Source organism: Coleofasciculus sp. D1-CHI-01, assembly GCF_040218875.1.
Taxonomy (GTDB): domain Bacteria; phylum Cyanobacteriota; class Cyanobacteriia; order Cyanobacteriales; family Coleofasciculaceae; genus Coleofasciculus.
Map to the genome: position 1 here is coordinate 17,763 of NZ_JAVJQP010000114.1, position 26,310 is coordinate 44,072.

The window sequence follows — 26,310 nt, forward strand, 5'->3', positions numbered from 1 at the left end:
AAAAAGCTCCCGCATCCTCTGGCTTCCCCCTTTTTAAGGGGGACGGGAGGGGGATCTACAAGGGAAGAGGGGGATCAAAAGGGAAGAGGGGGATCAAAAGGGGGACTTTGATCTACTGTACTTTATTACACAAAAAGCGCTGTATTTACAAAGAGGTGATTATCTACAAACTCAAACTGTACCGACTGGGGAACCTAATCCTGATTGTTTGAGAATTTTGGCAAAGATTCTGAGTTATCTATTCGGTGGATTAACCCATACTATTGATGGTGTCACCTTCAACGGTCGTAACAAACAATTACAGAAGCTTAAAGAAATTTGTCAAACACAAGAAAGAGGGGTCTTCCGTACTTAGTGTGCTAAATTGTTAGTTTGATTAGTCCGAACAATGAACAGTAAGAGCTTTAGCCATTTCTTCCCATATTTCAAGTCATTTTGATGGACTTAGGCGCTACAGTACTTGTGTGGTGAGCATTATGAACTCGCTCAAGCTGATAGTTTAGCACACGCTTGTCCGGAAGAACCGGGATTCCATCTGAAGAGCTACTTATTTAGACTACTTATTTAGACGTTTTGTTCGACTCAAAGATATATTAACGGTAGCGTAACCGTAAACGTTGTACCTACATTGACCTCGCTGGATAAGGTAATCGTTCCCCCGTGGGCGTCCACACTATTTTTGACAATTGCCAGTCCCAATCCAGTTCCCTCGATATTACCCACATTAGCCGCCCGGTGAAACGTTTCAAAAAGTCGTTTCTGGTCTGTTTCGGGAATGCCAATTCCTTTGTCTTGAATCGTGAAAATAGCGTTCTTTTGCGAATATAGTAAAGAAAGTCGCACAGTAGACTCTTCGGGGGAATATTTAATCGCATTGGAGAGCAAATTTCCAAGAATATGCCGCACCAGTTTTTCGTCTAAACAGGTAGCAATGCTGTTTGGGGTTTTGGGGGTATTATACTCACAGGCAAACTCAATATGATGTCCTTTACCAATCCCCTGTTGTAACTCTTCTATCAGTTCGCCACACAAGGAGGGCAAATCCAGAGAGGTGGGATTGAATTCAACTTTACCCGCTTCGGCTTTGCCCAGGACTAACATATCATTTAACATATCAATCATCTGGTTGGTCGCCCTTTGCACTCGATGCAGGTGGATTATTTTTTTCTCTTCAGTCAACTTGTGGCTGTAATATTCCAACATTTGAGCCGATGAAAAAATAGTCGTTAGCGGAGTGCGAAATTCATGAGATGTCATCGACACGAAGCGGGATTTTAATTCATTGAGTTCCTTTTCTTTCGTCAGCGCCATAGAAATGGCGGCTTCGGCTTGCTTAAGCTTGCTAATATCCATAACCATACCATACCAAAGAATATCACCGTTCTCGAGTCGTTCTGGACGAGCTGCACCTTGAATCCATTTACACTGACCGGATGGTAAAATGATTTGTCCTTCCCAGTTCCAGGGTTGTAAAGTTTGGGCTGAAATGGCAACGGATTGATCAAAATACTCGCGATGATTCGGGTGAATTAGCTCAATAATTACTGTAGCATTCTCCTGGATAACTTCAGGTTCGAGTTCATAGATTTGGCGACAGCCAGGACTAACATAGGGAAAAGCCATTGAACCATCTGGACGCAAGCAAAATTGGTAAAGCATTCCCGGTACATTTTTCGCTAGCTTTTGTAAGCGCTGTTCACTTTGCCGGAGTGCCTCTTGTGCTTGCTGACGTTCAAGAATTTCCTGTTTCAGACAGGCGTTTTTCTGTTGCAGTTTCTGTGTCAGTTTGCGGATTGTTAGGTGAGTTCTGACTCTGGCTAAAACTTCTTCATGCTGAACGGGTTTGGTGATGTAATCCACTGCACCCAGTTCAAATCCTTTCACCTTATCCACTGTGTCAGAAAGCGCCGTCATAAAAATGACCGGAATGTCTTGAGTGGATGGGTTGGCTTTCAACTGACGGCAGGTTTCAAAGCCATCAATTCCTGGCATGAGTACGTCCAACAAGATAATATCAGGATGAGCATAGTCTACCCGTTCGATCGCGCTTTCTCCATCTTGAGCAATCCAGACTTCAAAGCCAGAACCGCTCAAACAATCGGACAATACGCCCAAGTTTGTGGGATTATCGTCAACGATTAGAATTATCCCTTGTTCTATATCCATACTCAATCACTCTACTTCTCTATTCATATATTCCTTCAAGAACTCTCGAATCCGTCTTTCCTGAAACCCTTTGGCAAAGTGGCGCAATTGGGTTGTAAACGGTACAAAACATTGATTCGCTTGTTCCAGGAGAATGGCTTGCTCTATGATACCATTAATGTTACCTCGCATGGCTAGATCGAACAAGATTGCCAATTCTTCCGGTGGTGGGACAATGACTTTACTATTCAGCAATGGTTCACTATCGCTGACTTGGGTTGTCTGACTTTTGACCTGTGACTCTTTATACACCCATTCCAAACCCAGATGCACCCTTAACTGTTCTAAAAGTTCCGGCAATTGAATTGGTTTAGGCAGAAAATTATCACAACCTGCCTGACAACTTTGCTGACGATTGTAATCAAAAACACTGGCAGACATGGCAATAATTGCTACAGTCTGAAACTTGGGATCTTGACGGAGCTGTCTGATCGTCTCGAAACCGTCCATTACTGGCATCACTAAGTCAGTAAAAATAATATCGGGTTTCAATGTCCTGGCTTTATGCAATCCATCTTGCCCATCTGTTGCCTCAATCAGTTTAAATCCTAACGGTTCCAGAAAATCAACCAATATCGAGCGATTTTCCCACTTGTCGTCTATAACCAAAACCTTATAGGGTAAGCCCTTAAATCCCGTAATTTCGCCCAAGTTACTTCGAGGAATAGTTCTCCTGGCTTGAACCTGCGGCAACCTTAAATCCAGCCAAAAAATACTCCCCCTACCCAAACTACTTTTAACCTGAATTTCCCCGCCCATCATTTGCACGAACCGTTGAGCGATCGCGAGTCCCAATCCTGTTCCTTCTACTTGACGAGAATGCTCACCCATTTGATGAAACGGTAAAAATATTTCGGCTACTTGTTCGGGTGTCATCCCGATGCCCGTATCTTCAATTTGAAACCGAAGTTTGCCGATTTCTGGGGAGTTTTCCGCTACAATATCCGTCCGGAGTGAATGTTGATTTAACTCAAACTCTTCTCCCTGATTCTGCCCATTTTCCATCTCGGTTACATAGCCAACCTTAAACACCACCCCACCCGCTTGGGTGAACTTAATCGCATTACTCAACAAATTCAGCAACACCTGTCGCAACCGTTGCTGATCTCCCCGCACAGCTACAGGTAGTGAGGCAGAAAATTGCTCAGTAAACGCAATTCCTTTTTGGTCGGCACGAATGCGAACCAGTTCAGCAATACTTTTAAGAAATTGAGGCAAATGAAACTCACTCGGATGGAGTTCCATTTTTCGCGCTTCAATTTTAGACAGGTCTAAGATATCATTAATTAGAGTAAGCAGATGTTCACCACTGTGCTGAATAATTTCTAAACCATCCTGTTGTTTAGCACTCAAACTTTTTTCTCGCTTGAGAATTTGAGCATAGCCCAAGATACCATTCAGGGGTGTTCTCAATTCGTGGCTCATGTTTGCCAGGAATTCACTCTTAGCGCGATTGGCAACATCAGCCGCTTCCTTAGCCGTCTGTAATTCCTGAGTTCGCTGTTGAACGTTCACTTCTAAGGTGCGGGAATAGTCCTCTAACTGTTGCTTGGCGGCGGCTAAATTAGCATTGGTGGCTAACAGCGCTTGTTCTTTTTGTCCCAGTGTGTTCATCAGTTTCTGGAACGACATTGAGAGTCTGGCTACCTCATCTTTCCCCGGTAATACTTTGATTTTCACGTCTTTTTTACCCCGTTGCAGGCGATCGGCGATCGCCGTAATCACCAGTAGGGGACGAGTGATACGTTCAACAAACAGCCAACTCCCACTGGCAAAGACTAAACCCAGGACTAATCCCCAGAGGAAGATGCGCTGTTGGAGTTGTCTGGCGGCGGTAAAGGCAAGGGGTGTGGGTTGTCGCACCAGTACAATCCATCCTAATCCCGGATACGCTTTAAACCCGTTTGTCTTCTGAAAAGCCGTCAGGTAAGACTTGCCATCAGACCAAGTTTCCACCCCATAACCCGATTCCCCAGGTTGAGACTCCCTCAAGTTCACCAACGCCAGAGGGGACAATTGCGCCTCAGGGGAACCCACTAGCACCGTGCCATCAGCCGCTAAAATCAACAGTTCAACCTGTTCCCGTTGCTGTACAGGATCGAGTAAATTATCCTGAATTTTTTCTGCCCATTGCCAATATAAATGCGCCCCCAAAACCCCGCGAAACTGCCCATTATTATCCCATACAGGTGCAGCGATATCTACAAAACGCAGGGGTTGGTTTGTGGGATTAGGAAGATATTTTTCTAACAATAATGCTGGGTGAACATCACCCACAAAGGGATTGATTTTAGCCCGGTCAAACCAAGGTCGGGCTGAGACATCTTCACCGGAGAGAATACCGCCCGTACTGGCAACCACTTGACCTTGGGGGTCAGTTAAACCAATCCAGGCATAATCAGGGTAGGTTTCCTGTAACCTTTCCAGAAGCGATCGCTTCTCAGCGTTGGTTGTGTCTGGACTGCTGAGTGTTTCTAGGGAGGCAACAATTTGAATCTCCCGATAGCGCTCAAACATGCCTCGATCCAACAGTTCAGTAGTATTATGTGCCAGCTTGGTAAAGAGTTGTCCCCGCAGCGCTTTTAGCTGATTTCCTGTGGTGTATCCTACTGCCAGACTGGTGAGGCTGGAAAAGAGTAGAGTCAGCAAGAGTAATCCCAACCCCAGTTGTGTGGGAAGTCGTCGGCGTGGATTGAAGTGGGAGGCGACAAAGCGCCAGTTTTGGGTCAGTTTAGCCAGTTTCCTGGGACGTGAACGAAGGCGAGATGAGGGATTTGGACGCAAGGGAATCATCAGGAAAGACTGATTCTATTCTCTCCAGTGTGTTCCACTAGACACAACCGTGATTTTACGGAAGTCTATCTTGAGTTCGTCTCGATTTGTTCAGGATTTAATTAAGTTGTAGAGACGCGCCATGGCGCGTCTCTACAACTTGCCCGTTAGTCAGTAGCCAATTAATTTGGGTAAGGGTTCCTCTACCTATAAGTTCCCCTAACTGATAAACTAATAAGTTTAGACGAGAACAACGATGAGCCAACCTCCACGCGATCGCGCTTTTGATCTGAACTAGGGAAACCCGATAATGGCATGCTGCTGCTACCTCAGAAAATGCGGAGAAAATAGCCCAAAAGCTAGGCTGGTCTAACTACTCGATCAAAAAAGCACCGAGTAGCTGGGGATTATCCTTGTTGTCAAGGAGGATTAATGTTCAACGCCGTTTCTAGAAAGGGCTTAAAAATAAGACAGCAAACAAGTTCCCAGATAGTGCCAGGAACAATCGCTCGATATCGGGGCAGTATTGATCGTCTTAAGGAGTTCTTATTAATTCACGAAATTAACCCCGAATATACGGCGCTCAAAAATGCTGATGGTAGTCCCCAGCGTGAACATGATATGGTCAAAGCCGAAGTTCTCAAACCGGAAAATCGTTACTGTGATTACTGCCTATTTTGGGTGGAAAAGAAGCAGTTAACTCCTCTGAACGAAAAGGAGTACAGAGAGATTTTGGCACACATTATTTAGACGCCTCACTATGAATTCGTTGTCATTTGCACAGAACAGATCATTCAAATTCATCGGTCAGACTATTTTCCTTTAATACTCTCATAGTTTTCGGCAAACCATTGATAGGTCAATTCTAGACCTTTCTTTAACGAAATTTTGGGGTGCCAACCAGCGGCATTAACTTTTGAGGTATCCAACAGCTTACGCGGTGTGCCATCGGGTTTAGAGGAATCAAATTTCAACTCACCCTCATAACCAACCACCGCTTTAATTAACATCGCCAAGTCTTTAATCGAAACCTCTTCTCCTGTCCCCACATTCACGAATTGGATATCGTCATAGTGATTCATCAGGAAAACTAAGGCATCAGCTAAGTCATCCACGTATAAAAATTCCCGCAGCGGCGAACCCGTTCCCCAAATTTCTACAGCCTGATCATTGTTAATTTTAGCTTCATGGGTTTTTCGCAACAGGGCGGGGAGAACGTGGGAATTGGCTAAATCGAAATTATCATTAGCACCATAGAGATTCGTGGGCATAGCGGAGATGAAATTCACCCCATATTGCCGACAATAATTTTCGCAAAGTTTGAGTCCAGCAATTTTGGCGATCGCGTAAGGTTCATTTGTCGGTTCCAGAAACCCCGTGAGTAGGTGTTCTTCCTGCATCGGCTGGGGACAGTGTTTGGGATAGATACAGGATGAGCCGAGAAATAACAACTTTTCTACACCAGACAAATAGGCGCTATGAATAATATTTGACTCAATCATTAAGTTGTCATAGAGAAACTCAGCCCGGTAGGTATTATTGGCATTAATTCCCCCCACTTTTGCCGCCGCGAGGAAAACGTACTCTGGGCGTTCAGCGCCAAAGAAATCTTCTACGGCTTGCTGGCGTCTTAAATCCACCTCTTGGCTGGTTTTGAGGATAAGATTGGTATACCCGTTATCGCGTAAACATCTAACAATGGCGCTACCGACTAAGCCACGATGACCGGCTACATAAATTTTTGAGTCCTTGTTCATGGTCATATTAGATAGTTGAAAACACTGAATAATCCATAATTCCAGGGCGGATAATATTGATATATTATTGGTTACCGTCTTCTCTGAGTAACTCGCGTCCGCCCTTACAAATACATACTTTTGACCTTTGCTCAATCAACAGGTGCGTGAGCAGCGGAATGTTCGTAAGTATTTTCTTTGTGTTTTTCAAACAGTTCCGCCCCTTCACCATTCGATGATTTGCCGAAGGTTCGTAAATCGGCTTCTACCATCAGGGCGACTAACTGTTCAAACGATAAAGATGGTTGCCAATTTAGCTTTTCCTTGGCTTTGGTGGGATCACCAATGAGTAATTCGACTTCCGCAGGACGTAAATAACGGGAGTCAAACTCTACATAATCTTGCCAATTCTTATCGACACAGTTAAAGGCAATATCCAAAAATTCGCGAATTGAGTGAGTTTCACCGGTGGCGACGACGTAATCGTCGGGTTCGTCTTGTTGCAGCATCAACCACATGGCTTGAACATAGTCTTTGGCATAGCCCCAGTCTCGCTTGGCGTCTAGATTGCCCAGATAGAGTTTCTTCTGCTGTCCCGAGAGAATCCGGGCGATCGCGCGAGTAATCTTACGGGTAACAAAGGTTTCTCCCCGACGCGGCGATTCATGGTTAAACAAGATACCATTGCAACCAAATATCTCGTAAGACTCGCGATAATTCACCGTTTGCCAATGGGCATACACCTTAGCACAAGCATAAGGACTGCGGGGATAAAATGGAGTGGTTTCCTTTTGGGGAACTTCCTGGACTTTACCAAACATTTCCGACGAACCCGCCTGATAGAAGCGCACATCAATACCTGTGCGATTTCGATAATCCCGAATCGCTTCCAACAGGCGCAGGGTTCCCATTCCCACTGCATCCACCGTATATTCCGGACAGTCAAAACTGACGCGAACGTGAGATTGAGCGCCCAAATTGTAAATTTCTTTGGGTCTAACTTCTTCGAGAATGCGGCGCAAGGTTACGCCATCGGTCAAGTCTCCGTAGTGCAGAAATAATCGGGCAACTTGATTGTGAGGATCAACATAGATATGGTCAATGCGATCGGTGTTAAAGGTGGAAGTCCGCCGGACAATCCCGTGAACTTCGTAGCCTTTGTCCAGTAATAACTCACTTAAGTAGGAACCGTCTTGACCAGTTATGCCTGTAATCAGCGCTCGTTTGGGTTGCGTCATCCTTGAATCGTCCTGTGATGCGTATGGGCAACAGTGGTTGACAAAAGTGTTAATCTCCCAACTGGATTTTGGAATCAGGGAAATTATTCCTTAGATTATCCTAAAATTCCCAGCATCGATCAACTTTCTTTTGACTCATAACTTATCAAGCCTACCATGTCGGAGTTCGATGCTCTCTCTGGCGCGATTTTGCCATCGTTGTTCAGTCCGGTGTTTGGTTTGTTGCCGTCAACACCCAGGAAAGTCCTGTCTGGAATAGTCTGCTCCCTGTTTTGATGATTCAACGGTTGCCAATCCCAACACCGAAGCCATCCCAATACTACGCTGATTTACTCCATTTGAGCCGAGAGGTTTAATTCTGGATTAATCCTCCCATGCTCCCAATGCTTAATTCGTCAGTAAGCCCCATTATTTTTTGGGGCAATCATTACGCCGATTGTTTTCAAAAGCAGCCATAAATCAAGCCAAAAATTTTGAAAATTAACGTAATAAACATCGATTTGTACCCGACGCTTATAGGGAATATCATTGCGCCCTGAAACTTGCCATAGTCCAGTAATGCCTGGTTTAATTGTCAAGATTTTATCCATGTAACGCCCGTACTTATGCATTTCTTCCGGGACTAAGGGGCGAGGACCGACCACACTCATATCTCCTTTCAAAACATTCCAAAATTGGGGAAATTCATCCAAACTGGTATATCGCAAGAATTTACCAATCCAGGTTACTCTGGGGTCTTCTTTGAGCTTGAAGTTAGCTTCAAATTCATAACGAATAGAGGTTGATTCTGTCATCATTTCTATCAACATTTCATCAGCATTTTCCACCATGGTTCTAAATTTAATGCAGCTAAACGGCTTATAATCTTTACCGATTCGCTCCTGAACATAAAAAATAGGACCCGGTGAACTGATAGCGATTAGGATGGCTAAGAGCAGGTAAATCGGGAAAAACAACGTGAGAATCGATAGGGAAAATACGACATCAAACAGCCGCTTGGCAAAAATTCCGTCTAAGCGATATCGAGACAGACCTTTGGGTCTACTGCGTGGAGCGCGGGGCTGGATACCACGCTTCACGAACGCTCGCAACGTCTTGACGGAGATAAGTTGGCTTTGGGCAGTCATCTTACTCCTTCACTTCACACCACACGTCACGATCATAAAGCCAGAAGCGGTTAGCTAAGGCAATAGCGACCAGGAAACTGGAATTTATGACTCAAGATCGTGACAGGTGGTCTCGATAGCAGCCGTCCAGAAACGTCAAGTAGCGATCGCTAAACACAGTTGGCGCAAATTGAGCCGCGTTTAATTGTATCTGTTCGGGACTAAAGGCAGTGGCTCGTGCTTCAAAGGCTTTCACCGCCTCCATCAAAGCCTGGGGACTTTGGTCTAGAAAAAACAGACCCGTACCCTTATCCGGATGTTTCCGGATATCCCGAACGGTTTCTAAAGCCCCACCCGCACCATAAGCAATAACGGGTGTACCACAAGCTTGCGCTTCCACCAAGGCAATGCCAAAATCTTCACAGGCAGCATAGACAAAGGCTTTTGCCTGTGCCATATACTCCTCGACCACGCGATCGGGACAAAAACCCAGGACTTGCACGTTGGGTTTAGCGAGATGGCGCAGCGCCTGCAATTGTGATCCCTCGCCAATGACGACCAAAGGATATCCCAGTTGATTGAACGCCTCCACGATTAAAGTCACTTGCTTATAACTAACCAATCGAGAAACCGTCAAGTAAAAATCTGACTTTTGAGCCTGGAAAGAAAACCGTTCAGTCTGAACCGGAGGATAAATCACCTGTGCCTCTCGCCTGTAGCAGCGCCAAATCCGTTGTGCGGTATGGCGGGAGTTGGCAATAAAATAATCCACTCGATTGGCTGAGATCACATCCCATTGACGCAACCGATGCAGCAGATACCGCGTGATTGACCCAGGGAGTCCCCGCCCCACAGCGCTGCTGTTGAGGTAATCAAAGGTCAAATCCCAAGCGTAGCGCATCGGTGTATGGCAGTAGCAGATGTGTAGCTGTTGTGGACGGGTGAGGACACCTTTAGCAACCGCATGGGAGGAGGAGAGGATCACATCGTAATCCCGCAAGTCTAGCTGTTCAATGGCTAAGGGCAGCAGGGGTAAATACTTCTGTACCCCCTGCCTCGCCCCAGGAAAATGCTGTAGAAAGGTCGTGCCAATCCGACGCTCAAACAAGTAACTCTGGGGATTCGAGGATTCAAAATCAATCAAGGCATACAAATCCGCCTCAACGGACTTGAGGATTTCTCGAACCACCAGTTCAGAACCCCCCGTTGCGTTGGGCGTTAGCCACTCATGCACCAAGGCATACTTCAAGAATCGTTATCCCCCAATCCAATACTGCTCAGATAAGCGTAGTTTCATTCATTTATTTTTCCCCAGCTTCCAGACGTGCCATGGCACGTCTCTACATGATCCTCATTTCCCTCATCTCCCTCATCTCCCTCATCTCCCCCATCTCCCTCATCTCCCTCATATCACTATTGACCGGAGCAGTAAGCATTAAGATTATCAACTAATTGCTTTTCTGGAGTCGTTGCTTGCTGTAAACTCACCTGTGCTGTTTCCGCCCCTTGGCGGTCTTTCTGCTCAAACGCCACCGCGAAATTCCGCATCGCTTGACTCGTATCGCGATACATGTTGACAAAACTGGCTTGATAGTCTTGCAACGTCTCGTCGGTTACCTCGATCGCGTTCATTTCTTCAGAAGCCTTATCCATGACAGCCGCCGCTTGTCGCATTGCCTCAGCTTGCGGATTTTCCTCTTGAACACCACTGGTCACGACTTTGGCGTCACTGACCGCCTGATTCGCCACTTGAATCATTTGATTACACTGGGCAACCTTGCTCTGACCACAGCTTACTGCCAATAGGCTAATCACAGCCGTGACACTTAGCCACAGGAAATTTCGCCGGGGACGATACATGAATGCTCTTAGGTTCATTAAGAATAAGCCGTCCAACAGTTTAACGCTACTCCTAGCTTACTTACTTCTGCTGGGCTTCGATGGCAGCCGCAAGGCGTTGGAGTGTTTCAGTGAGTTCTCCAAGTTCTGCGAGTGACTCATTTTGGTTTTCGGCTAAGGTTTGCACCGCATCACTCAAGGCAAAGAGTTGGTAACCCTGTTGTTGAACTTGATGCCCTTGGTGTTGCACCTGCACAGCCAAAGCATCAACCCGCTTGCCTAGACACTCAACCGTCTCGGTTGTGGCAAGCACCGCCTCACCAATTTGTCCAACAATGGATTCCAAACGGCTGAGTCGAGCTTCTAGGGCAAGAGTCCTTTTGTTGGTAGAGTTGAGGTTGTTTGTAGCCTTTCCAGTCTGGGTGTGTTTATTCACCGATAATTGTTTCACTGCTTCAAAAAACTTATGTGAACTCCCAGTTTCTAAGAAAATAGCAATTGTCCATACTTTACTAATGATGACGCCGTTGATGCCACTGCCAAGCATCGCTGATAATTTTACTGATCTCCGGGTATTTGGCAGACCAACCCAAAATTTTCCTCGCCTTGTCGCTACTACCCACCAAAATCGGTGCATCACCAGGGCGGCGATCGCACTCAATGATTTTAATCTCTTTCTGGGTGACTTGCCTTGCTGTTTCAATCACCTGTCGCACGGAGAAACCATTGCCACTGCCTAAATTAAAGATTTCACTCTTGCCGCCACCTAACAAATACTCTAGCCCGAGGATATGGGCATCTGCCAAGTCACTGACATGAATATAATCGCGCAAGCAGGTTCCGTCTGGGGTGGAGTAGTCTGTCCCCCAAATAGCGATCGAGTCCCGTTTGCCTAATGCTGTCCACAGAACTAAGGGAATCAGATGGGTTTCTGGGTAATGGTCTTCACCGAGTAGTCCTTCGGGATTCGCCCCAGCCGCGTTGAAGAAGCGAAACACAATGGAACGTAAATTATAAGCGCGATCAAAGTCGGCTAACATGCGCTCCATCATCCACTTACTCGTCGCATAAGGATTAATCGGATTTTGCGGATGGTCTTCGGTCATTGGTACTCGCTGAGGCATCCCGTAGACCGCACAGGTGGAGGGAAACACTAAGGTTTTCACATTGGCGGCGACCATGGCTTCTAAGAGAGTCAGCGTACCACTGACGTTATTGCGGTAGTATTTAGCCGGACAGGTGACCGACTCGCCCACGGCAATATAGGCGGCAAAGTGAAGTACAGCAGCAATATTGTGGCTGGCGAAGAGTTGGTCTAACAGAGTGCGATCGCCCACATCCCCGATCACCAATTTCGCTTTCAGGATCTCTTCTAGGAATTCTCGATGTCCACAGACCAGGTTATCCAGTACAACGACGTTGTAACCTGCCCGTTGTAGGGCTAAGACTGTGTGAGAGCCAATGTATCCAGCTCCGCCAGTCACTAGAATTTCCGGTTGGACTTGCGACACGCTCAAACCGTCCCTGTTTCGTTTTATAGACTAACTTTACAAATATTTTCGCTATTTGTCTTTGCTTGAATAGTAATTTGGCTCAAAACGGCTTCTCCCCCCTCTTCTCCATCGCCCCTCTCCCCCCTTTCCCTCATTTCCCTCATCCTTGTGGACAATGACGAGTATAATGCCCGTGTTAGGGTTATTTGAACCATGCTCTCCCCAAGTGATACGTTACACAAAACCTGATCCCAATCACCCCTAACTTGTTAATTGTTATTTTGAGGAGTCAGACTAACAAGTAACAATTCCTCGCTCACTGTCCAAACGTTACACCGTCAAAACACAATGTTTTTACTACTGACTCGAATCCTACTCTGGCTGCTGATTGCAGTTATTCTCTACAACCTGTTTAAGAAGGTAATCCCCAAGGAGTATTTTACCTTGCTTGGGGGTTTATTTCTGTTTGGCTTCATTGTTGTGGCGTTTTTCTCTCCCGGCAATGATGCCATATCAACGATTTGGCAGGTTCTCTCGTTTTTCTTGAAACCTGTCGGTGCTTCCATCGTGCTGTTGGGTTTTGCCCTCCGCCAAGGGCTGGATAAGTCAAAGAACCAGGTTATGGCAGCCTTACTAATCTTACTCCTCGCCAGCACGCCCTTTTTCTCTAACTTGTTGGCGGCTAGCACGGAACAAGCTGTGGTTACGCCTGAGTCGGCGGCGGCTCAAACCGCCTCAGCGATTGTGGTTCTTGGACAAGGCACTACCCAACCCGATGAACCGCCTCGAACCCAAATTCAACTCACCGATACAGGCGATCGCATTCTTTATGCCGCTCAACTGTATCGACAATCTGGCAATAACCCCTTAGTCGTGGTTAGTGCTGGTCCTCGACCTAACCTGCAAGGAAATCAAGACCAAATTGTCGAAGCCAATGATATCCGCGCCTTACTGGTTCAGTTTGGGGTTCCCCAAACTCGGATTGTGCTTGAACCCACGGGTACCAATCTCCGCACCAGCGCCGAAGAAGTTGAAGATATATTACGCGATCAGGGAATAGCAGACAATCGCGTTTTTCTGGTTACTTCAGCCTATAACAGCCGTCGTGCTCAACAGGCGTTTAGAAGTGTAGGTCTTAACAATATTGTGGCTAAACCGACCGGCTTCTTTACCGTTCAACCCGGAACAACATCCACAGTCAACCAGTGGATTGAATCCTTTATCCCCTCTGTAGAAGCGCTGACTGTCACGACGCGAATTGTGGAAGAGTTTTACGCCTCGATTTACTATTATTTGCGAGGTTGGCAAGCTCCCGCCGTTGTTTAACCATTTCGCGAATCTGAAAAATCGGCAAGGTGGTAACCCTTCACTTGGCTCAAGGGAACCGGGTTTGTAGGGGCGGGTTTCACCATTATTGTTGCTTACTTTACCCAGATACAGCTAAACCCGCCCTATCTTCCCTATCATTCAAGACTTTATCGGATAAGCTAAAAACAGCCTATAACCTCAGGTCGATGACAAGTTCAGTCAGTGAGCAAGAAACTAGAGATTCACTCCCCGGAGATCCCCCTCCCGTCCCCCTTTTAGATCCCCCTCCCGTCCCCCTTTTAGATCCCCCTCCCGTCCCCCTTCAAAAGGGGGAAGCCAGATGTTGCTTCGCGTTTTTTGCACGGGGAAATTTGCCTACTGTTTTATGATTCAAGTAAATTCAATTTTATTCATCTTGCTAAAGTAATACCATTTTACTTTAAGCTTTAAGAGTAGAGACACGCCATGGCGTGTCTCTACACGAGAGGATTATACTTAAACCTTTACCATTTTATGCGACGTAAACCTCTGCAAAACGTTTTAACTCAACCTAGAACAACAGGGTTAACGGTTCACGTTGTATTTTGGTTCAGTTTAAGCTTAACCATCGCCGCAATTTACAGTGGGTTAGCCCTGCGGGAAGCCTTTAGTCATGCCTATATTGTTCAAGATGATGCCCGCCAGCATGTCTTTTGGATGCAACGGTTTATTGATGGCGAATTATTTCCCCATGACTTAATTGCCAATTATTTCCAATCCGTCGCCCCTGTGGGATATACTGCCATTTACCGCATCGCCGCCGCTTTTGGCATCCATCCCTTTCTCTTCAACAAACTCCTACCACCAATTCTCTGCGCGATCGCGACAGGGTATTGTTTTGGTATATCCCTACAACTCCTACCCGTACCTGTGGCTGGCTTTATCACCACAGTACTACTCAATCAAAGTCTTTGGATGAAAGATGATCTAATCTCAGCCACCCCCAGAGCCTTTGTTTACCCCCTATTCCTCGCCTTTTTATACTACTTACTACGCCAATCTCTACTGCCTTGCCTAGCCACAATTATCCTGTTAGCCCTATTCTATCCCCAATACCTATTAATTTGTGCCGCCCTATTTATCCTACAAATTTTTCCCTCAAAAAACTCACCTCTACGAACCTCTGCGCCCCTCTGCGCTTACCTCTGCGCCCCTCTGCGTTTCCCAAAAAAATTCAAACTCCATACCCATTATCTATCAATAATAGCTCTAATCGTAACAATAATCGCCATTTCCAGCTACGCCCTAATCCCCGGAAAATTCGATCCAGTCATCACCGCCACTCAAGCCAAAGAATTACCGGAATTTTGGGGAACTGGACGCAGTTATTTTTTCAGTAATAATCCCTGGTATTTCTTTTTGCTCGGTCCCCGCAGTGGTGTATTAAACGTAGGCTTCGTTAGACCCGCAACTTTAGCCTTAGGCATACTATTACCCATTCTAATCCGATATCCCAACTTATTCCCCCTAGTTAAATCGATTTCTCCTCAGATCCGAGTATTAGCTCAAGTTTTCTGGTCATCTATCTCAATGTTCATCGTTGCTCATTTACTTCTATTTAACCTACATCTTCCCAGTCGTTATACAGAACATAGTTTTCGCATTCTTTTATCCGTATCAGCCGGGATAGTTTTAACAATTGTTATTGATGCTATTTTAAGAACAGATTGCCATCCCAAAAAACTCAAAAATCTCATCCTGTCTCCGGGCAGATTTAGTGACCGCAGGGCGAAAAGAAACAATAATAGAGAAACTCGCCTCTACTCAAAACTAAGAATTTACCACTACCTAACCATTAGCTTTATCACCGCCGCGTTACTTTGCTATCCCTACTTAGTTGAACCCTTTCCCTTAACTAAATACAAAGACGGTCATTTTCCTGCTTTGTATCAATTCTTCCAACAGCAACCCAAAGACAGTTTAATTGCTTCAGTATCAGAAGAGGCAGATAACCTACCCACCTTTGCCCAACGCTCTATTTTAGTCGGGCGGGAATATGCGATTCCTTATCATTGGGTGTATTATCGTCAATTTCGCCAACGCACAATTGACTTGATTCAAGCCCAGTACAGTCCAGATTTAGAAGAGGTGAAACAGTTTATTCAACGCTATGGAATAGACTTTTGGTTATTAGACAATACTGCCTTTACGCCAGAGTATCTAGCCAATCATGATTGGCTGCGAGATTATCAACCTGTCACTTTAGAGGCGCAAGAGAGGCTAACTCAGGGAATCACTCCAGCATTAGCTGGGGTAGTTGAGGATTGTTCAGTATTTCAGATGGAGAGATTTGTGGTGTTACAAACAAGTTGTATAAGTAAATTGTCGGGGCGGGTTTAGCCACCATTGGTGTCAACTTAAGGTTAAATCGTTACTCAATAAGAGATCCCCCCTAGTTCCCCCCTTTTTAAGGGGGAATAATAAACGATCAAAGTCCCCCTTTTGAAGGGGGATTTAGGGGGATCTAAACTGTGAAGCACTGCTAACATCCATAACGAAAATCAATCGGGGAGAGGGGTTGAACTTAAGTTGACACGGGTGGTTTAGCCACTGGACAAACTAGGGAGGAATTTATGATTTTAGTTTGGTGGATGCCAACCCGCTTTCACCCAATTTTTACGCACAACAACAGCTAAATTATTATTTAATCTTAGGGCAGAAATTGTCGCTCGACCACAAGCCGTTAAGCCGATAATTTCTGTTCCCTCGGTACTCCAAGTAAAATGTTCTCTCCACTCCTGTTGACGAGGATTGAATAAAGAGACTGTTTCCCCCGATTGAGGATCTACACTGACCGTTTGTATCCACTTATATTGATTACATAGTTCACAGGCTAAGCATAGATCATCTTCCGTGTCAAGTCCTCCTTTTGCTAGAGGTTGTATATGATCAATTTGCAATCTACCCATAATATAATCTTGATGGCTGAGGCAATATTCACAGCGATTTTCTGCTCTTTGCCGAACTTTTTGGCGTAGAGTTTCAGATATAAAACTCATGGTAATAAAGGACTTTTTAATCCTCGTCGAACGGCTTCAGCTAATCCGGCTGATTTTCTGAATTGACCAATTTGATAAATTGACATTAAAACTAATAGCTCATAGCGTTCTGATTCAGTCAAGCCAGTATTTTTTCCTTTAGCTTGGAGTTCTCCGATACGTTGGTTTTGATTGGCATCCATTTTTAAATTAGCTAACTCAATTACATCCTCATTGGAAAGCTGATAAACTTCTGAATTAATGTTGATTTCTGAGAGATTATTAAAGGTCGGCAAAATAATCTCTAGCGTATCAACTAAAACGTCTGAGATATTTCGCGCTGTAGCTTCTCCAAGACGTTGAGCCGATTCAACTAAACCTTCGGGTAAGTTAATAGTTATTGGGACAGTCATGATGTAGGAATAAGAGCTTGCATCTATTATAGAGTAGGACAGCGGGCATCGTTTTGATAGTTCTATGATAATTTCAGATACAATAAAGGGCTGTAGAGAAAACGGTTTCAGGAGAAAAACGCGAGTGCTAACTCACTTCAATATGGAAATGACACCAACCGAAGAAATGGTCGCGATCGCACTCTTAGTTAAACCCGATTATATTACTCTGGTTCCAGAACGGCGGGAGGAAGTTACCACCGAGGGCGGATTGGATATTGCAGGTCAAAAATCGCGCCTGGGTGAAGTCGTCGCGCAGTTGCAAGAGGCAGGGATTCCCGTTAGTCTATTTATTTATCGATGCCGATCCTGCCCAGATCGAAGCATCGGCGGCAATTAACGCCAAGTTTATTGAACTGCATACAGGTTCCTATGCAGAAGCCAAAGACGAAGCCTCCTTTGCTCAGCGCCCGATTTCGACGTCCTCAAGGATGCCTAGTGCGTCAGGGACAAGCACGGCTACAGAATAGTAAACGCTGAGCAGATAAGACATAATCGCCTTTTCGTTGATGCTCATAAACCGGACAGACAAGCTGGGTTGGTATTCGTCGGGGATACCTGTTTGGTGTAAACCAACCACCCCTTCATTCTCCTCACCGATGCGGAGTGCCAGGATGGAGCTAGTACCAGCTTTCGTAATCGGAATCTTGTTGCAGGGAAAGATAGGAACGCTGCGCCAACCGAAGATCATCTGCCCGTTTACCTCAACACTCTGGGGATAAATGCCACGGTGGTTACATTCCCGACCAAAGGCAGCAATGGTGCGGGGGTGAGCCAGGAAGAACTTCGTCTTCTTCCGCAGAGAGAGGAGTTCATCCATGTCATTTGGGGTAGGTGGACCGGTGCGGGTAAAAATGCGCTCCTTGAGATCCGCATTGTGCAATAACCCGAATTCGCGGTTATTAATCACTTCGTATTCCTGCCGTTCCCGCAACGCCTCAATCGTTAGCCGTAACTGTTGCTCAACCTGATTGATGGGTTCATTGTACAGATCAGCCACTCGCGTGTTGATCCGCAAAATGGTTTGAGCCACACTCAACTCATACTCGCGCGGTTTTAATTCGTAATCCACAAAAGTCCCTGGTAGCACTGTTTCCACCGGATGTCCTGCTGATATAGCGATCGCGGCTTGACCGTGTTTGTCTTGGGGCTGTCTCAACCGAGCTCTAAATTGATCCAGCTGAGCCTGTAGCGCCTCGGACTGGTTGAGTAACTGCCGAAATGCCTGAATCGGCAGGGATAATACTGTACAGCTGGTTACTGCCCGTAGGGTGACATTCCAACTCTCCTGGGACTCAACCATTCCTTGATACCCAAAATAGTCACCATCAGCGAGTACATCTCGTAAAGCGTCTTCCTCATATTTTCCCGGTGTCATCTTGTTGACTTTACCGTGAGCCATGAGTAACACGCGATCGGCGGGTTGACCCGCCTGGACAATCACGTCACCTGCGGCAAACTCTTGTTGCACAAATCGATCCGCTAAGGCATTTAACACCCCAACATCGTCAAACCCTCGCAGTAAGGGTAGCTCACATAGGGATTGGGGAATCACCCGCACGTCGGTGCCCGTGTTGGTAAAGCTGACTCGTCCATCCCCGACGGTATAGCGTAACCGACGGTTCACCCGATAAGCACCCCCCTTGATCTGCACCCAGGGCAACATCTTTAACAGCCACCGTGGGGTGATGCCTTGCATCTGCGGCACGGTTTTGGTCGTGGTTGCCAAATTCCGGGCGGCGGCTGTGTTCAAACTCATCTGCGGCTGTTCACTCTCAACCGGCAAATTGGCGGCATCTGTCATAAAAACTCCTTCGTTGTGGGAAACCCCGTGTATGCGAGACCGGGGATGAACACGCGATAGCGGTTTTAACCGCATACCCCTTTCGGGGGTGGAGGGGTATGGTTGCCCCTCCGATGAGGTAGGGTTGCCTCAGTCTCCTTTCGGGTAAAGTTAGCTTCGCCAATGTTATCGGTCGGTAACTATCCAAAAAGCACTGTTTCAGTGACCTTAAAACTGTTTAACTTTTCGGTTCTAGAGCAGTAAACTAGCTACGCATTTACTGGTAGGTCTTAAACACTTGCCGATAACGTAGTCAGTTAAGACTTAGGCTGGTAAGCACAGCTTTAACTTATTTGGCTTTTGCTCCGTGTCTTTAGACCGGGGTTGCTTACAATTTAATACTCCATACTGCTCGTAACTCACAAAAAGATATACCGTAGGGTGGGCACTGCCCACCATGGGTGTCAACTTAAGCCACAACCCTTGCCCCTTCTAATTTTTAGCGACGGGGTTCCTGCTCCCTCGGCTGATAGCGATCGCCACCGGAAAAGGGCGGGTTGAATGTAGGGGCGGGTTTTACTACTATCATTGGCGGGTTGCACCCAGATATGAATAAACCCGCCCCGACAAAGTTGTTGCCATAAGTTATCTGTAAAACCCGCCCCGACTTGCCCCTTAATTAGCTCTCGGTAGACAGCGTTCTCACCTTCTTCCTAACGACCGACTTCGACATCTTCAAGGATGCCCAGGGCGTCGGGGACGAGGACGGCGGTGGAGTAGTAGGCACTGACGAGGTAGGAGATGATCGCCTTTTCGTTGATGCCCATAAACCGGACAGACAGACTGGGTTGGTATTCGTCGGGGATACCGGTTTTGTGGAGACCGATGACACCTTGGTTCGCTTCTCCCACACGCATCAACATGAAGGAGCTAGTCCGGGTTTTGGAGATGGGAATCTTGTTGCTGGGAAAGATGGGGATACCACGCCAAGCGGGTATTGAGCTGTTGCCCATGGGGACTGTGTTGGGATAGAGTCCCAGTCGGTTACACTCCCGACCAAAGGCGGCGATCGCGCGGGGGTGGGCGAGGAAGAAGCTCGGCTCTTTCCAGACAATGGAGATTAATTCATCCAGGTCATCTGGGGTGGGTGGACCGCTACGGGTAAAGATGCGCTGCTTCAGGTCTGCATTGTGCAGCAACCCAAAGTCGCGGTTATTAATCAGTTCATGTTCCTGCTGTTCCCGCAATGTCTCAATCGTCAGCCGCAATTGCTGCTCAGTCTGATTCATCGGTTCGTTGTACAAGTCAGACACTCGCGAGTTGACCCGCAACACCGTTTGAGCCAAGCTCAACTCATACTCACGGGGAGCGACTTCATAATCTACGAAGGTTCCAGGCAATGGGGTTTCACTCTGATGTCCTGCAGATAAATCGATTAAGGCTTCCCCTTCGGCGCTCTGGGGTTTGCTCAGGCTAGCGCGGTATTGATCGACCTGTGTCTGCAATGATTCGGACTGACTAACTAACTGCCGAAACGCCTCTTCTGGTAGTGACAAAACAATGCAGCGAGTCACTGCTTGTAGGGTAACGTCCCAAGTATCTTCCGACTGCACGACGGCTTGGTCACCAAAATGATCGCCGTCAGCCAGCACCCCTAAGACGACTTCATCATCATATTTTCCAGGTCCAATTACGTTCACTTTACCATGGGCAATCAGGATGACCTGGTTAGCGGATTGACCCGCCTGAATGATCACATCACCGGCGGCAAATTCTTGCTGCACAAATCGGTCAGCTAAGGCAGAGAGTATCTCTTCATCCGCAAACCCCCGCAGCAATGGCAGTTCACACAGTTCTTGGGGAATCACGCGGATATCAGCCCCAACGTTGGTGAAGGTGACGCGCCCATCGCCAACGGTATAGGTAAACCGACGGTTCACCCGATAGGCACCACCGACGACTTGTATCCAGGGCAGCATTTTTAACAACCACCGTGACGAAATGCCCTGCATCTGGGGCTTGGTTTTGGTGGTGGTTGCTAAATTCCGGGCGGCGGCTGTGTTTAAGCTCAACTGCGGTTGATCATTTTCATTGTCTAGGGGCGTATTGGCTGCATCTGTCATGATGATTTTCCTTTGGTTAATGTTAGTTAATGTTTAGTAAACTTTTGGTCAATTATGGTTATTACCTCTAGTTGTCTTTGCTTGCGGCTGGGTGCTTTTAGCTTGACTAGATTTCCTCACCTGTATGGAATTTGAGTTGTGCTGTTGGGGGATTAAAGTGCGAACTCAATCCTATGGATTACCCCTTCAGCATCCGGTTCCTCCTTATGGTTTCACCGGAATGAATCGCACCAAGAAAGCCCTACAGACCTTGACTAGATTAAGACCATAGACCCCTCCAAAAATTAGGTTTGAGCCAGAGTTTTGACTTTTGATACCCGTAATTTCGCCAAATCAGCTTTTGGTTTGTGGCTGTCGGGATTGGAGAAGTGAAGCTGACGCCTGTAAACACCTACTCTAGCTATCACCTTGAAGGGGGCTACAGTGGCAACCACTTCACCATCCCAATAGCCTCCATGTGCATTTTTGTCATGCCAGTCTTTCCACTTAACAAAATGACTAGCAGCCAGTGCCACACCATCATTGCTGTGAGTTTCTGCCACAGCTTTTGACTTGTCGCTTTTTTCCTTGGTCAGCTTTAGCCACTGCCTGAGATTAGAGGTTTGCCAGCCGTACTGAGTAGTTGTTGGTGCCAGCTTCTCCAGCCATTTCAACATGACTTTTTGACCAACCATTACCGGACTAAAACCTTTGTCACCACGAGCTTTGATGTACTCGTAAACAATATTAGAGATAGGGAATAGTCGAACTATTTTTTTGACTACTCTCAGTTCTAACTGGCGATTAGCTCTAATACTTGGAGGTAGTTTCTTGTGGACTCTGTTATCAAACCGTTTGGCTTTATGACACCGTTGTTTATAAGGCAGTTTGCGATTGATTCTTCGTCCGCGTCTAGCTCTCCTGAGTATCCGCCTTGCTGTGATCTTTTTTGTGACATTGGGGAACGGGAGAATTAGATGCAGCAGTAGCAGGGTTGCCTTATAACTCTGAACCCCAACGCCGCTGAACAGTTTACCGGGATCGATACCAATAGCTACGTCCTGAGTGTCATGCCCAGACGGGTTGAATATAAGTTGAATTGCAAACACATTCAAGTCATTCGGATAAACTTTTGCCTTTCCTTGTCTGAGCCAACGCCTAGCTCTTGATGCCTTTGTGGGCATTAGCGGATGTCCGCCCGGTGAAATTACTGGTACTCGCTGCATAGGAGATAATCCTTATACAAGTTACTTGTTCCTTACCGCCATTTCTAGAAAGATGTCCCCTCTTAAGGCGACCTAATCAGAGGTCTTGCAGTTTTTCCGAACTAGGAAAACATCCGGAGGTGCGTACCATCTAGAAACTCATGCGGTAGACAACTGTTACTCGAATCTGATTCTTCCAAGCTCACGGTTCAACGAAGTAACCGTGAGTAGTTGACCAACGATGTTATCCGTGCGGCTGAACAACCTAAAGCGGTAGGCACATTGAACAAGTTCCTGGGGCTGGGATCTCGTTTAAATTCAAATTCTTTGTAGTAGTCGGAACCCAAGAACCATTTGGACAGACCAGACATCATGATCTGTAGTTGTTCAACATAGCTAAAGAGCAGCTCGCGATTCCTTGCATCTAAGTCAAAGTCCTCACAGAGCGCTGGGAGTTCGGTGGCGACGATGTGTTCAAACTCACGCACCCGCGCCGTGATCAGGTTGTTAACAATCTCAACCGCTTGTGCTACATCACAGTCAAGAAAATGCTGAGCGATCAACACGCTATTGAAGAGTATGCCTTCAGATTCCATTTCTTTCTGATAGGATACGATGTCATTGACTAAACCGGAAACATTGGCAGCCGCTTTGTGCATGCTTTGTACCGGTTGAGTGTCATAAAGCTCAGGGGGCATTTTCTCGCCTTGGTTCAAGAGCATCACGAAATCAAAACCAAATGTCTTGCCGCTTGTCTCGATATAATCGATTGGGTCGGGGATACGATTTTGTGCCTGGTGGTCAAGTTGCCACGCCCAACTTTCAAATATTTTTACCAGGGAGCCCCTCATCTGCTCCTTGTTCTCGGCAGACAAAAAAGAAGTCATTCTCTGCCATAGATACACTAAACCACGTTCCGATGGGTTAGTTGGCATCAACATCGGACCAGAGTCGCTAGCGATCAATGCCAATAGTCGAGCCAGGTACATTCTACCCCCCACTATGTTGCGGGTCGCTAAGTAGCGTCCCTCAAATACACCATCAATGTAAAAACCCCAAACCTGGCCTTTTGCCGCCAGCTCATAGACAGCTTGGGGAGCATCCGGATAAATTAATGCAGACATCAACGCCACATCGATCGCATCAAACTTCTGTTCATCCCAGAAACTGATGCCAGGAATACCGATCATTCCCATTTCGTAAGCCCATTCCTTAGATGTCCGTCGCCCTTCTTCTAGGTGCGGATTCAATCTTGTCGAAAAGGGCATATAAAACTCGGGTAGGGGCGTTTTTCCCACCGTCTGGAAAGGAATATAATTATAAGTTCTTACCCTTAGTCCCATCGCCGCCGGCGATAAGCCGATACGCGCCGCTGCCGTACCCAAGCCCTTGGGGCCTCCGAGTGCCGATTCCTTTTTCGATTCGGCGGGTAGGTATCGACCTCCGGGTCGGAGTTCCCACTCCAGATCCCCAGCCATCCAGTCTTGCAGTGCTTTCACATAGCGAAATACCCGGTATCGTACCTCACTATCCAACCTATACTCATCCAATAGTGGGGGTAGTTCCACCGTCATGGTATTCTCGAACAGGAATAGTCGTGAAGTCACCAAGTCATTGACGACGTTAACAGCTTCCTGGATCTCCGTGTTGAAGAAGTGTTCCGCGACCACTACACAGTTATTGACCTTGCCGTCATCAATATCCTTCTGGTAGGAAATGATATCGTTGCGTAGACCGACGCTATCCGCGTAGGTGTCATTGAGTACCTGGATCGGTCGCTTGTCATAGATCTGGGGTGGAATCTCAACCGTTAGGGAATGTTCGACCAAGTCGGCCGACCAAAACACCCCGCCTATCTGACGGCGCAGCGCGATGTATTCAACTGGATCGAGTATCCACTCCTGGTTATTGCCCGTGTTGAACAGTTCTCGTAGGTTGGCTTCTGCCATGACTCGGATGTGTTCAACAAACCGCTGTCGCCACTGCACTGACATCGTTGGTGCGGTACGAGGCCACAGATCTGCTAGGGCGTATTCAGTCGGGTTCTGGGACTCCGGTATAGGAGTGGCTAGATCGCTGGGCATAAAGGACAGCAGTCGAGTCAAATACGCCTTTGCCTCTTTTATATCTGAACTTCCACCCTCGAATGTTCGCGGAAAGTAGTCATCGACAAACCACCCCCAAACATACCAATCGCTGAGTAAGTCCAACTCCGGTGCCGGTGCATCTGGGTGAGTGGCAGCGGCAAAGCCAGCGAAATCCATTGCCTCAAAGGTTTCTTCATCCCATACGGTATCCTCATCCGAGCTGAGGATGCCCATCCGATACGCCCATTCCTTGCAGTGTAGGCGTGCCCCCTGTACATTGGGGTTCACACGCGCGGGCCAAGGCATATAAAAATCCGGTAATTCAAAGGGTAGCTGGCTTGATGTCATTGTTCATTTACGCTTATTTGCTGAAAATTGTTGTTACGCCTGGGTGGAAGTTCAATGAATTGGATAGCTATAGTAAATTTTGATATAAGATAGTCGTCTTATACCTTGTCTTCAACACTTCATAAAAAACCTGCCAAAACTGGCGATTAGCACGGTTTCGATTGGTTCACAGCTAGCTAGTTAGGCTGGCTTGACTCAATTAGGCAGTTTTAAAGTAACACTGATTCTTTAAATAAATGATTATGCTATCGCTTAGTACCAACTTACTAAAGCCCATCTAGTGGCTGATAATCACCAGAAAAAAACACCTAATTTTCATCTCAGTAGCCAGAGTATCTCAAATCATTGAGTCTAATTTTTTTTTGTCATAAAACTTAACCAGTTGGGCAACGTGGTTCAGCTGTGGCGTTTTGACGTTAAAACATTGTTAATTTTCTCCAAGCCCATTGCCTTTTTGTGCTTAATTGAACAGACCCTGGGGGAACTGGTAGGGGTTTGGTTCCCAAACCCCTACTCAGATACAATAAAGGGCTGTAGAGAAAACGGTTTCAGGAGAAAAACGCGAGTGCTAACCCTTGGCGTCAACATTGACCACATTGCCACAATTCGACAGGCGCGGCGCACTGTGGAACCCGATCCGGTGGCGGCGGCGGTGTTAGCCGAATTAGCGGGTGCGGATGGGATTACCGCACACCTGCGGGAAGATCGACGCCATATCCAAGATCGGGATATCCGACTCTTGCGTCAGACGGTGCGAACTCACTTAAATATGGAAATGGCACCAACGGAGGAAATGATCGCGATCGCACTCGATATTAAACCAGACTATATTACCCTAGTTCCAGAACGGCGGGAGGAAGTCACAACCGAGGGAGGATTGGATATTGCGGGTCAAAAATCCCGCCTGGGTGAAGTGGTGGCTCAGTTGCAAGATGCCGGGATTCCCGTTAGTCTATTTATCGATGCTGATCCTGCCCAGATCCAAGCATCGGCGGCAATTAACGCTAAGTTTATTGAACTGCATACAGGTTCCTATGCAGAAGCCAAAGACGAAGCCAGTCGCCAAACGCAACTGGATCTGTTAGCCAAAGGATGCCAAGATGCGATCGCGGCTGGGTTGCGGGTGAATGCAGGTCATGGTTTAACCTATTGGAATGTCTACCCAGTGGCTTGTTTAGAAGGTATGGAAGAACTTAATATTGGTCATAGCATTATCGCACGAGCTTCGCTAGTTGGATTAGAACGGGCAGTTCGGGAGATGAAGCAAGCTATGCGGAGAAAGGATGAAGGGAGTTAAGTCAAAACTTATTTTCCACACATACCATGACACATTTGTCAATTATAGGGGCGGGTTTAGCCATAATTGTAGGGGCGGGTTTAGCCATAATTGTAGGGGCGGGTTTAGGGAATAAATTCCGCTATTCACCGATAACGGAACAACAAAACCCGCCCTATCTCACCGATAACGGAACAACAAAACCCACCCTATCTCACCGATAACGGAACAACAAAACCCGCCCTATCTCACCGATAACGGAACAACAAAACCCACCCTATCTCACCGATAACGGAACAACAAAACCCGCCCTATCTCACCGATAACGGAACAACAAAACCCG

At 46.7% G+C, this 26,310-nt stretch carries 20 protein-coding genes and 1 pseudogene; 6 read left to right on the plus strand and 15 right to left on the minus strand.

Features of this window, described 5'->3' with window-relative positions:
- Nucleotides 1-582: 582 nt before the first annotated feature.
- Together RIB93_RS20675 and RIB93_RS20680 are read right to left on the minus strand one after the other, a co-directional pair.
- Nucleotides 583-2,166, minus strand: coding sequence for a response regulator (locus tag RIB93_RS20675; protein ID WP_446375143.1), 1,584 nt, complete (start codon nt 2,164-2,166; stop codon nt 583-585).
- 6 nt (nt 2,167-2,172) lie between these two features.
- Nucleotides 2,173-4,998 (minus strand): ATP-binding protein, encoded by a 2,826-nt coding sequence (locus RIB93_RS20680; RefSeq protein ID WP_446375145.1) that lies wholly within the window; start codon nt 4,996-4,998, stop codon nt 2,173-2,175.
- Nucleotides 4,999-5,409: 411 nt separating this feature from the next.
- Between RIB93_RS20680 and RIB93_RS20685 the strand changes: the two genes are divergently transcribed.
- Nucleotides 5,410-5,727 (plus strand): hypothetical protein, encoded by a 318-nt coding sequence (locus RIB93_RS20685; protein ID WP_446375147.1) that lies wholly within the window; start codon nt 5,410-5,412, stop codon nt 5,725-5,727.
- A gap of 62 nt (nt 5,728-5,789) precedes the next feature.
- On the opposite strand, the gene fcl is transcribed toward RIB93_RS20685, so the two are convergent.
- The 7 genes from fcl to galE form a co-directional block, all read right to left on the minus strand.
- Nucleotides 5,790-6,734: a GDP-L-fucose synthase gene (gene fcl / locus RIB93_RS20690; protein ID WP_446375181.1), complete on the minus strand. Its 945-nt coding sequence runs from the start codon at nt 6,732-6,734 to the stop codon at nt 5,790-5,792.
- A 131-nt stretch (nt 6,735-6,865) separates the two neighbouring features.
- On the minus strand, nt 6,866-7,951 hold the full coding sequence (gene gmd / locus RIB93_RS20695; protein ID WP_446375149.1) for a GDP-mannose 4,6-dehydratase: 1,086 nt from the start codon (nt 7,949-7,951) through the stop codon (nt 6,866-6,868).
- A gap of 395 nt (nt 7,952-8,346) precedes the next feature.
- A complete protein-coding gene (locus RIB93_RS20700; RefSeq protein ID WP_446375151.1) occupies nt 8,347-9,078 on the minus strand; it encodes a sugar transferase in 732 nt (243 codons plus the stop codon).
- A 91-nt stretch (nt 9,079-9,169) separates the two neighbouring features.
- Nucleotides 9,170-10,306, minus strand: a complete 1,137-nt coding sequence (locus RIB93_RS20705; RefSeq protein ID WP_446375153.1) for a glycosyltransferase — start codon at nt 10,304-10,306, stop codon at nt 9,170-9,172.
- Between the two features lie 164 nt (nt 10,307-10,470).
- Entirely contained in the window at nt 10,471-10,935 is a 465-nt protein-coding gene (locus RIB93_RS20710) for a hypothetical protein (RefSeq protein WP_446375155.1), read from the minus strand.
- A 43-nt stretch (nt 10,936-10,978) separates the two neighbouring features.
- Nucleotides 10,979-11,443, minus strand: a complete 465-nt coding sequence (locus tag RIB93_RS20715) for a hypothetical protein (RefSeq protein ID WP_446375157.1) — start codon at nt 11,441-11,443, stop codon at nt 10,979-10,981.
- Nucleotides 11,409-12,407 carry a UDP-glucose 4-epimerase GalE gene (gene galE / locus RIB93_RS20720; protein ID WP_446375159.1) on the minus strand — a complete coding sequence of 333 codons (999 nt, stop codon included), beginning with the start codon at nt 12,405-12,407 and terminating at the stop codon, nt 11,409-11,411. Before galE ends, RIB93_RS20715 begins: the two co-directional genes overlap by 35 nt.
- A gap of 330 nt (nt 12,408-12,737) precedes the next feature.
- Between galE and RIB93_RS20725 the strand changes: the two genes are divergently transcribed.
- Together RIB93_RS20725 and RIB93_RS20730 are read left to right on the plus strand one after the other, a co-directional pair.
- On the plus strand, nt 12,738-13,715 hold the full coding sequence (locus RIB93_RS20725) for a YdcF family protein (RefSeq protein WP_446375161.1): 978 nt from the start codon (nt 12,738-12,740) through the stop codon (nt 13,713-13,715).
- A gap of 447 nt (nt 13,716-14,162) precedes the next feature.
- Nucleotides 14,163-16,076 carry a hypothetical protein gene (locus RIB93_RS20730; RefSeq protein WP_446375163.1) on the plus strand — a complete coding sequence of 638 codons (1,914 nt, stop codon included), beginning with the start codon at nt 14,163-14,165 and terminating at the stop codon, nt 16,074-16,076.
- 239 nt (nt 16,077-16,315) lie between these two features.
- On the opposite strand, the gene RIB93_RS20735 is transcribed toward RIB93_RS20730, so the two are convergent.
- Both RIB93_RS20735 and RIB93_RS20740 read right to left on the minus strand, forming a co-directional pair.
- Complete coding sequence (locus RIB93_RS20735; protein WP_446375165.1) at nt 16,316-16,735, minus strand: HNH endonuclease; 420 nt, start codon at nt 16,733-16,735, stop codon at nt 16,316-16,318.
- Nucleotides 16,732-17,127: a hypothetical protein gene (locus tag RIB93_RS20740; protein WP_446375167.1), complete on the minus strand. Its 396-nt coding sequence runs from the start codon at nt 17,125-17,127 to the stop codon at nt 16,732-16,734. Before RIB93_RS20740 ends, RIB93_RS20735 begins: the two co-directional genes overlap by 4 nt.
- Nucleotides 17,128-17,251: 124 nt before the next feature.
- Between RIB93_RS20740 and RIB93_RS20745 the strand changes: the two are divergent.
- Nucleotides 17,252-17,573: pseudogene (locus RIB93_RS20745) on the plus strand (pyridoxine 5'-phosphate synthase); the annotation flags it as partial.
- On the opposite strand, the gene RIB93_RS20750 reads toward RIB93_RS20745, so the two are convergent.
- The 4 genes from RIB93_RS20750 to RIB93_RS20765 form a co-directional block, all read right to left on the minus strand.
- Nucleotides 17,570-18,970: a family 2B encapsulin nanocompartment shell protein gene (locus RIB93_RS20750; RefSeq protein WP_446375169.1), complete on the minus strand. Its 1,401-nt coding sequence runs from the start codon at nt 18,968-18,970 to the stop codon at nt 17,570-17,572. The pseudogene RIB93_RS20745 and the gene RIB93_RS20750 sit on opposite strands and share 4 nt — an antisense overlap.
- A 692-nt stretch (nt 18,971-19,662) precedes the next feature.
- Nucleotides 19,663-21,072, minus strand: a complete 1,410-nt coding sequence (locus RIB93_RS20755) for a family 2B encapsulin nanocompartment shell protein (RefSeq protein WP_446375171.1) — start codon at nt 21,070-21,072, stop codon at nt 19,663-19,665.
- Nucleotides 21,073-21,356: 284 nt separating this feature from the next.
- Nucleotides 21,357-22,277 (minus strand): RRXRR domain-containing protein, encoded by a 921-nt coding sequence (locus tag RIB93_RS20760; RefSeq protein WP_446375173.1) that lies wholly within the window; start codon nt 22,275-22,277, stop codon nt 21,357-21,359.
- Between the two features lie 188 nt (nt 22,278-22,465).
- Nucleotides 22,466-24,691, minus strand: coding sequence for a terpene synthase family protein (locus tag RIB93_RS20765; protein WP_446375175.1), 2,226 nt, complete (start codon nt 24,689-24,691; stop codon nt 22,466-22,468).
- 565 nt (nt 24,692-25,256) lie between these two features.
- On the opposite strand from RIB93_RS20765, the gene RIB93_RS20770 reads away from it, so the two are divergent.
- Nucleotides 25,257-25,988, plus strand: coding sequence for a pyridoxine 5'-phosphate synthase (locus RIB93_RS20770; protein WP_446375177.1), 732 nt, complete (start codon nt 25,257-25,259; stop codon nt 25,986-25,988).
- Between the two features lie 26 nt (nt 25,989-26,014).
- Nucleotides 26,015-26,191: a glycine zipper family protein gene (locus RIB93_RS20775; RefSeq protein ID WP_446375179.1), complete on the plus strand. Its 177-nt coding sequence runs from the start codon at nt 26,015-26,017 to the stop codon at nt 26,189-26,191.
- The last annotated feature ends 119 nt before the right edge of the window (nt 26,192-26,310 follow it).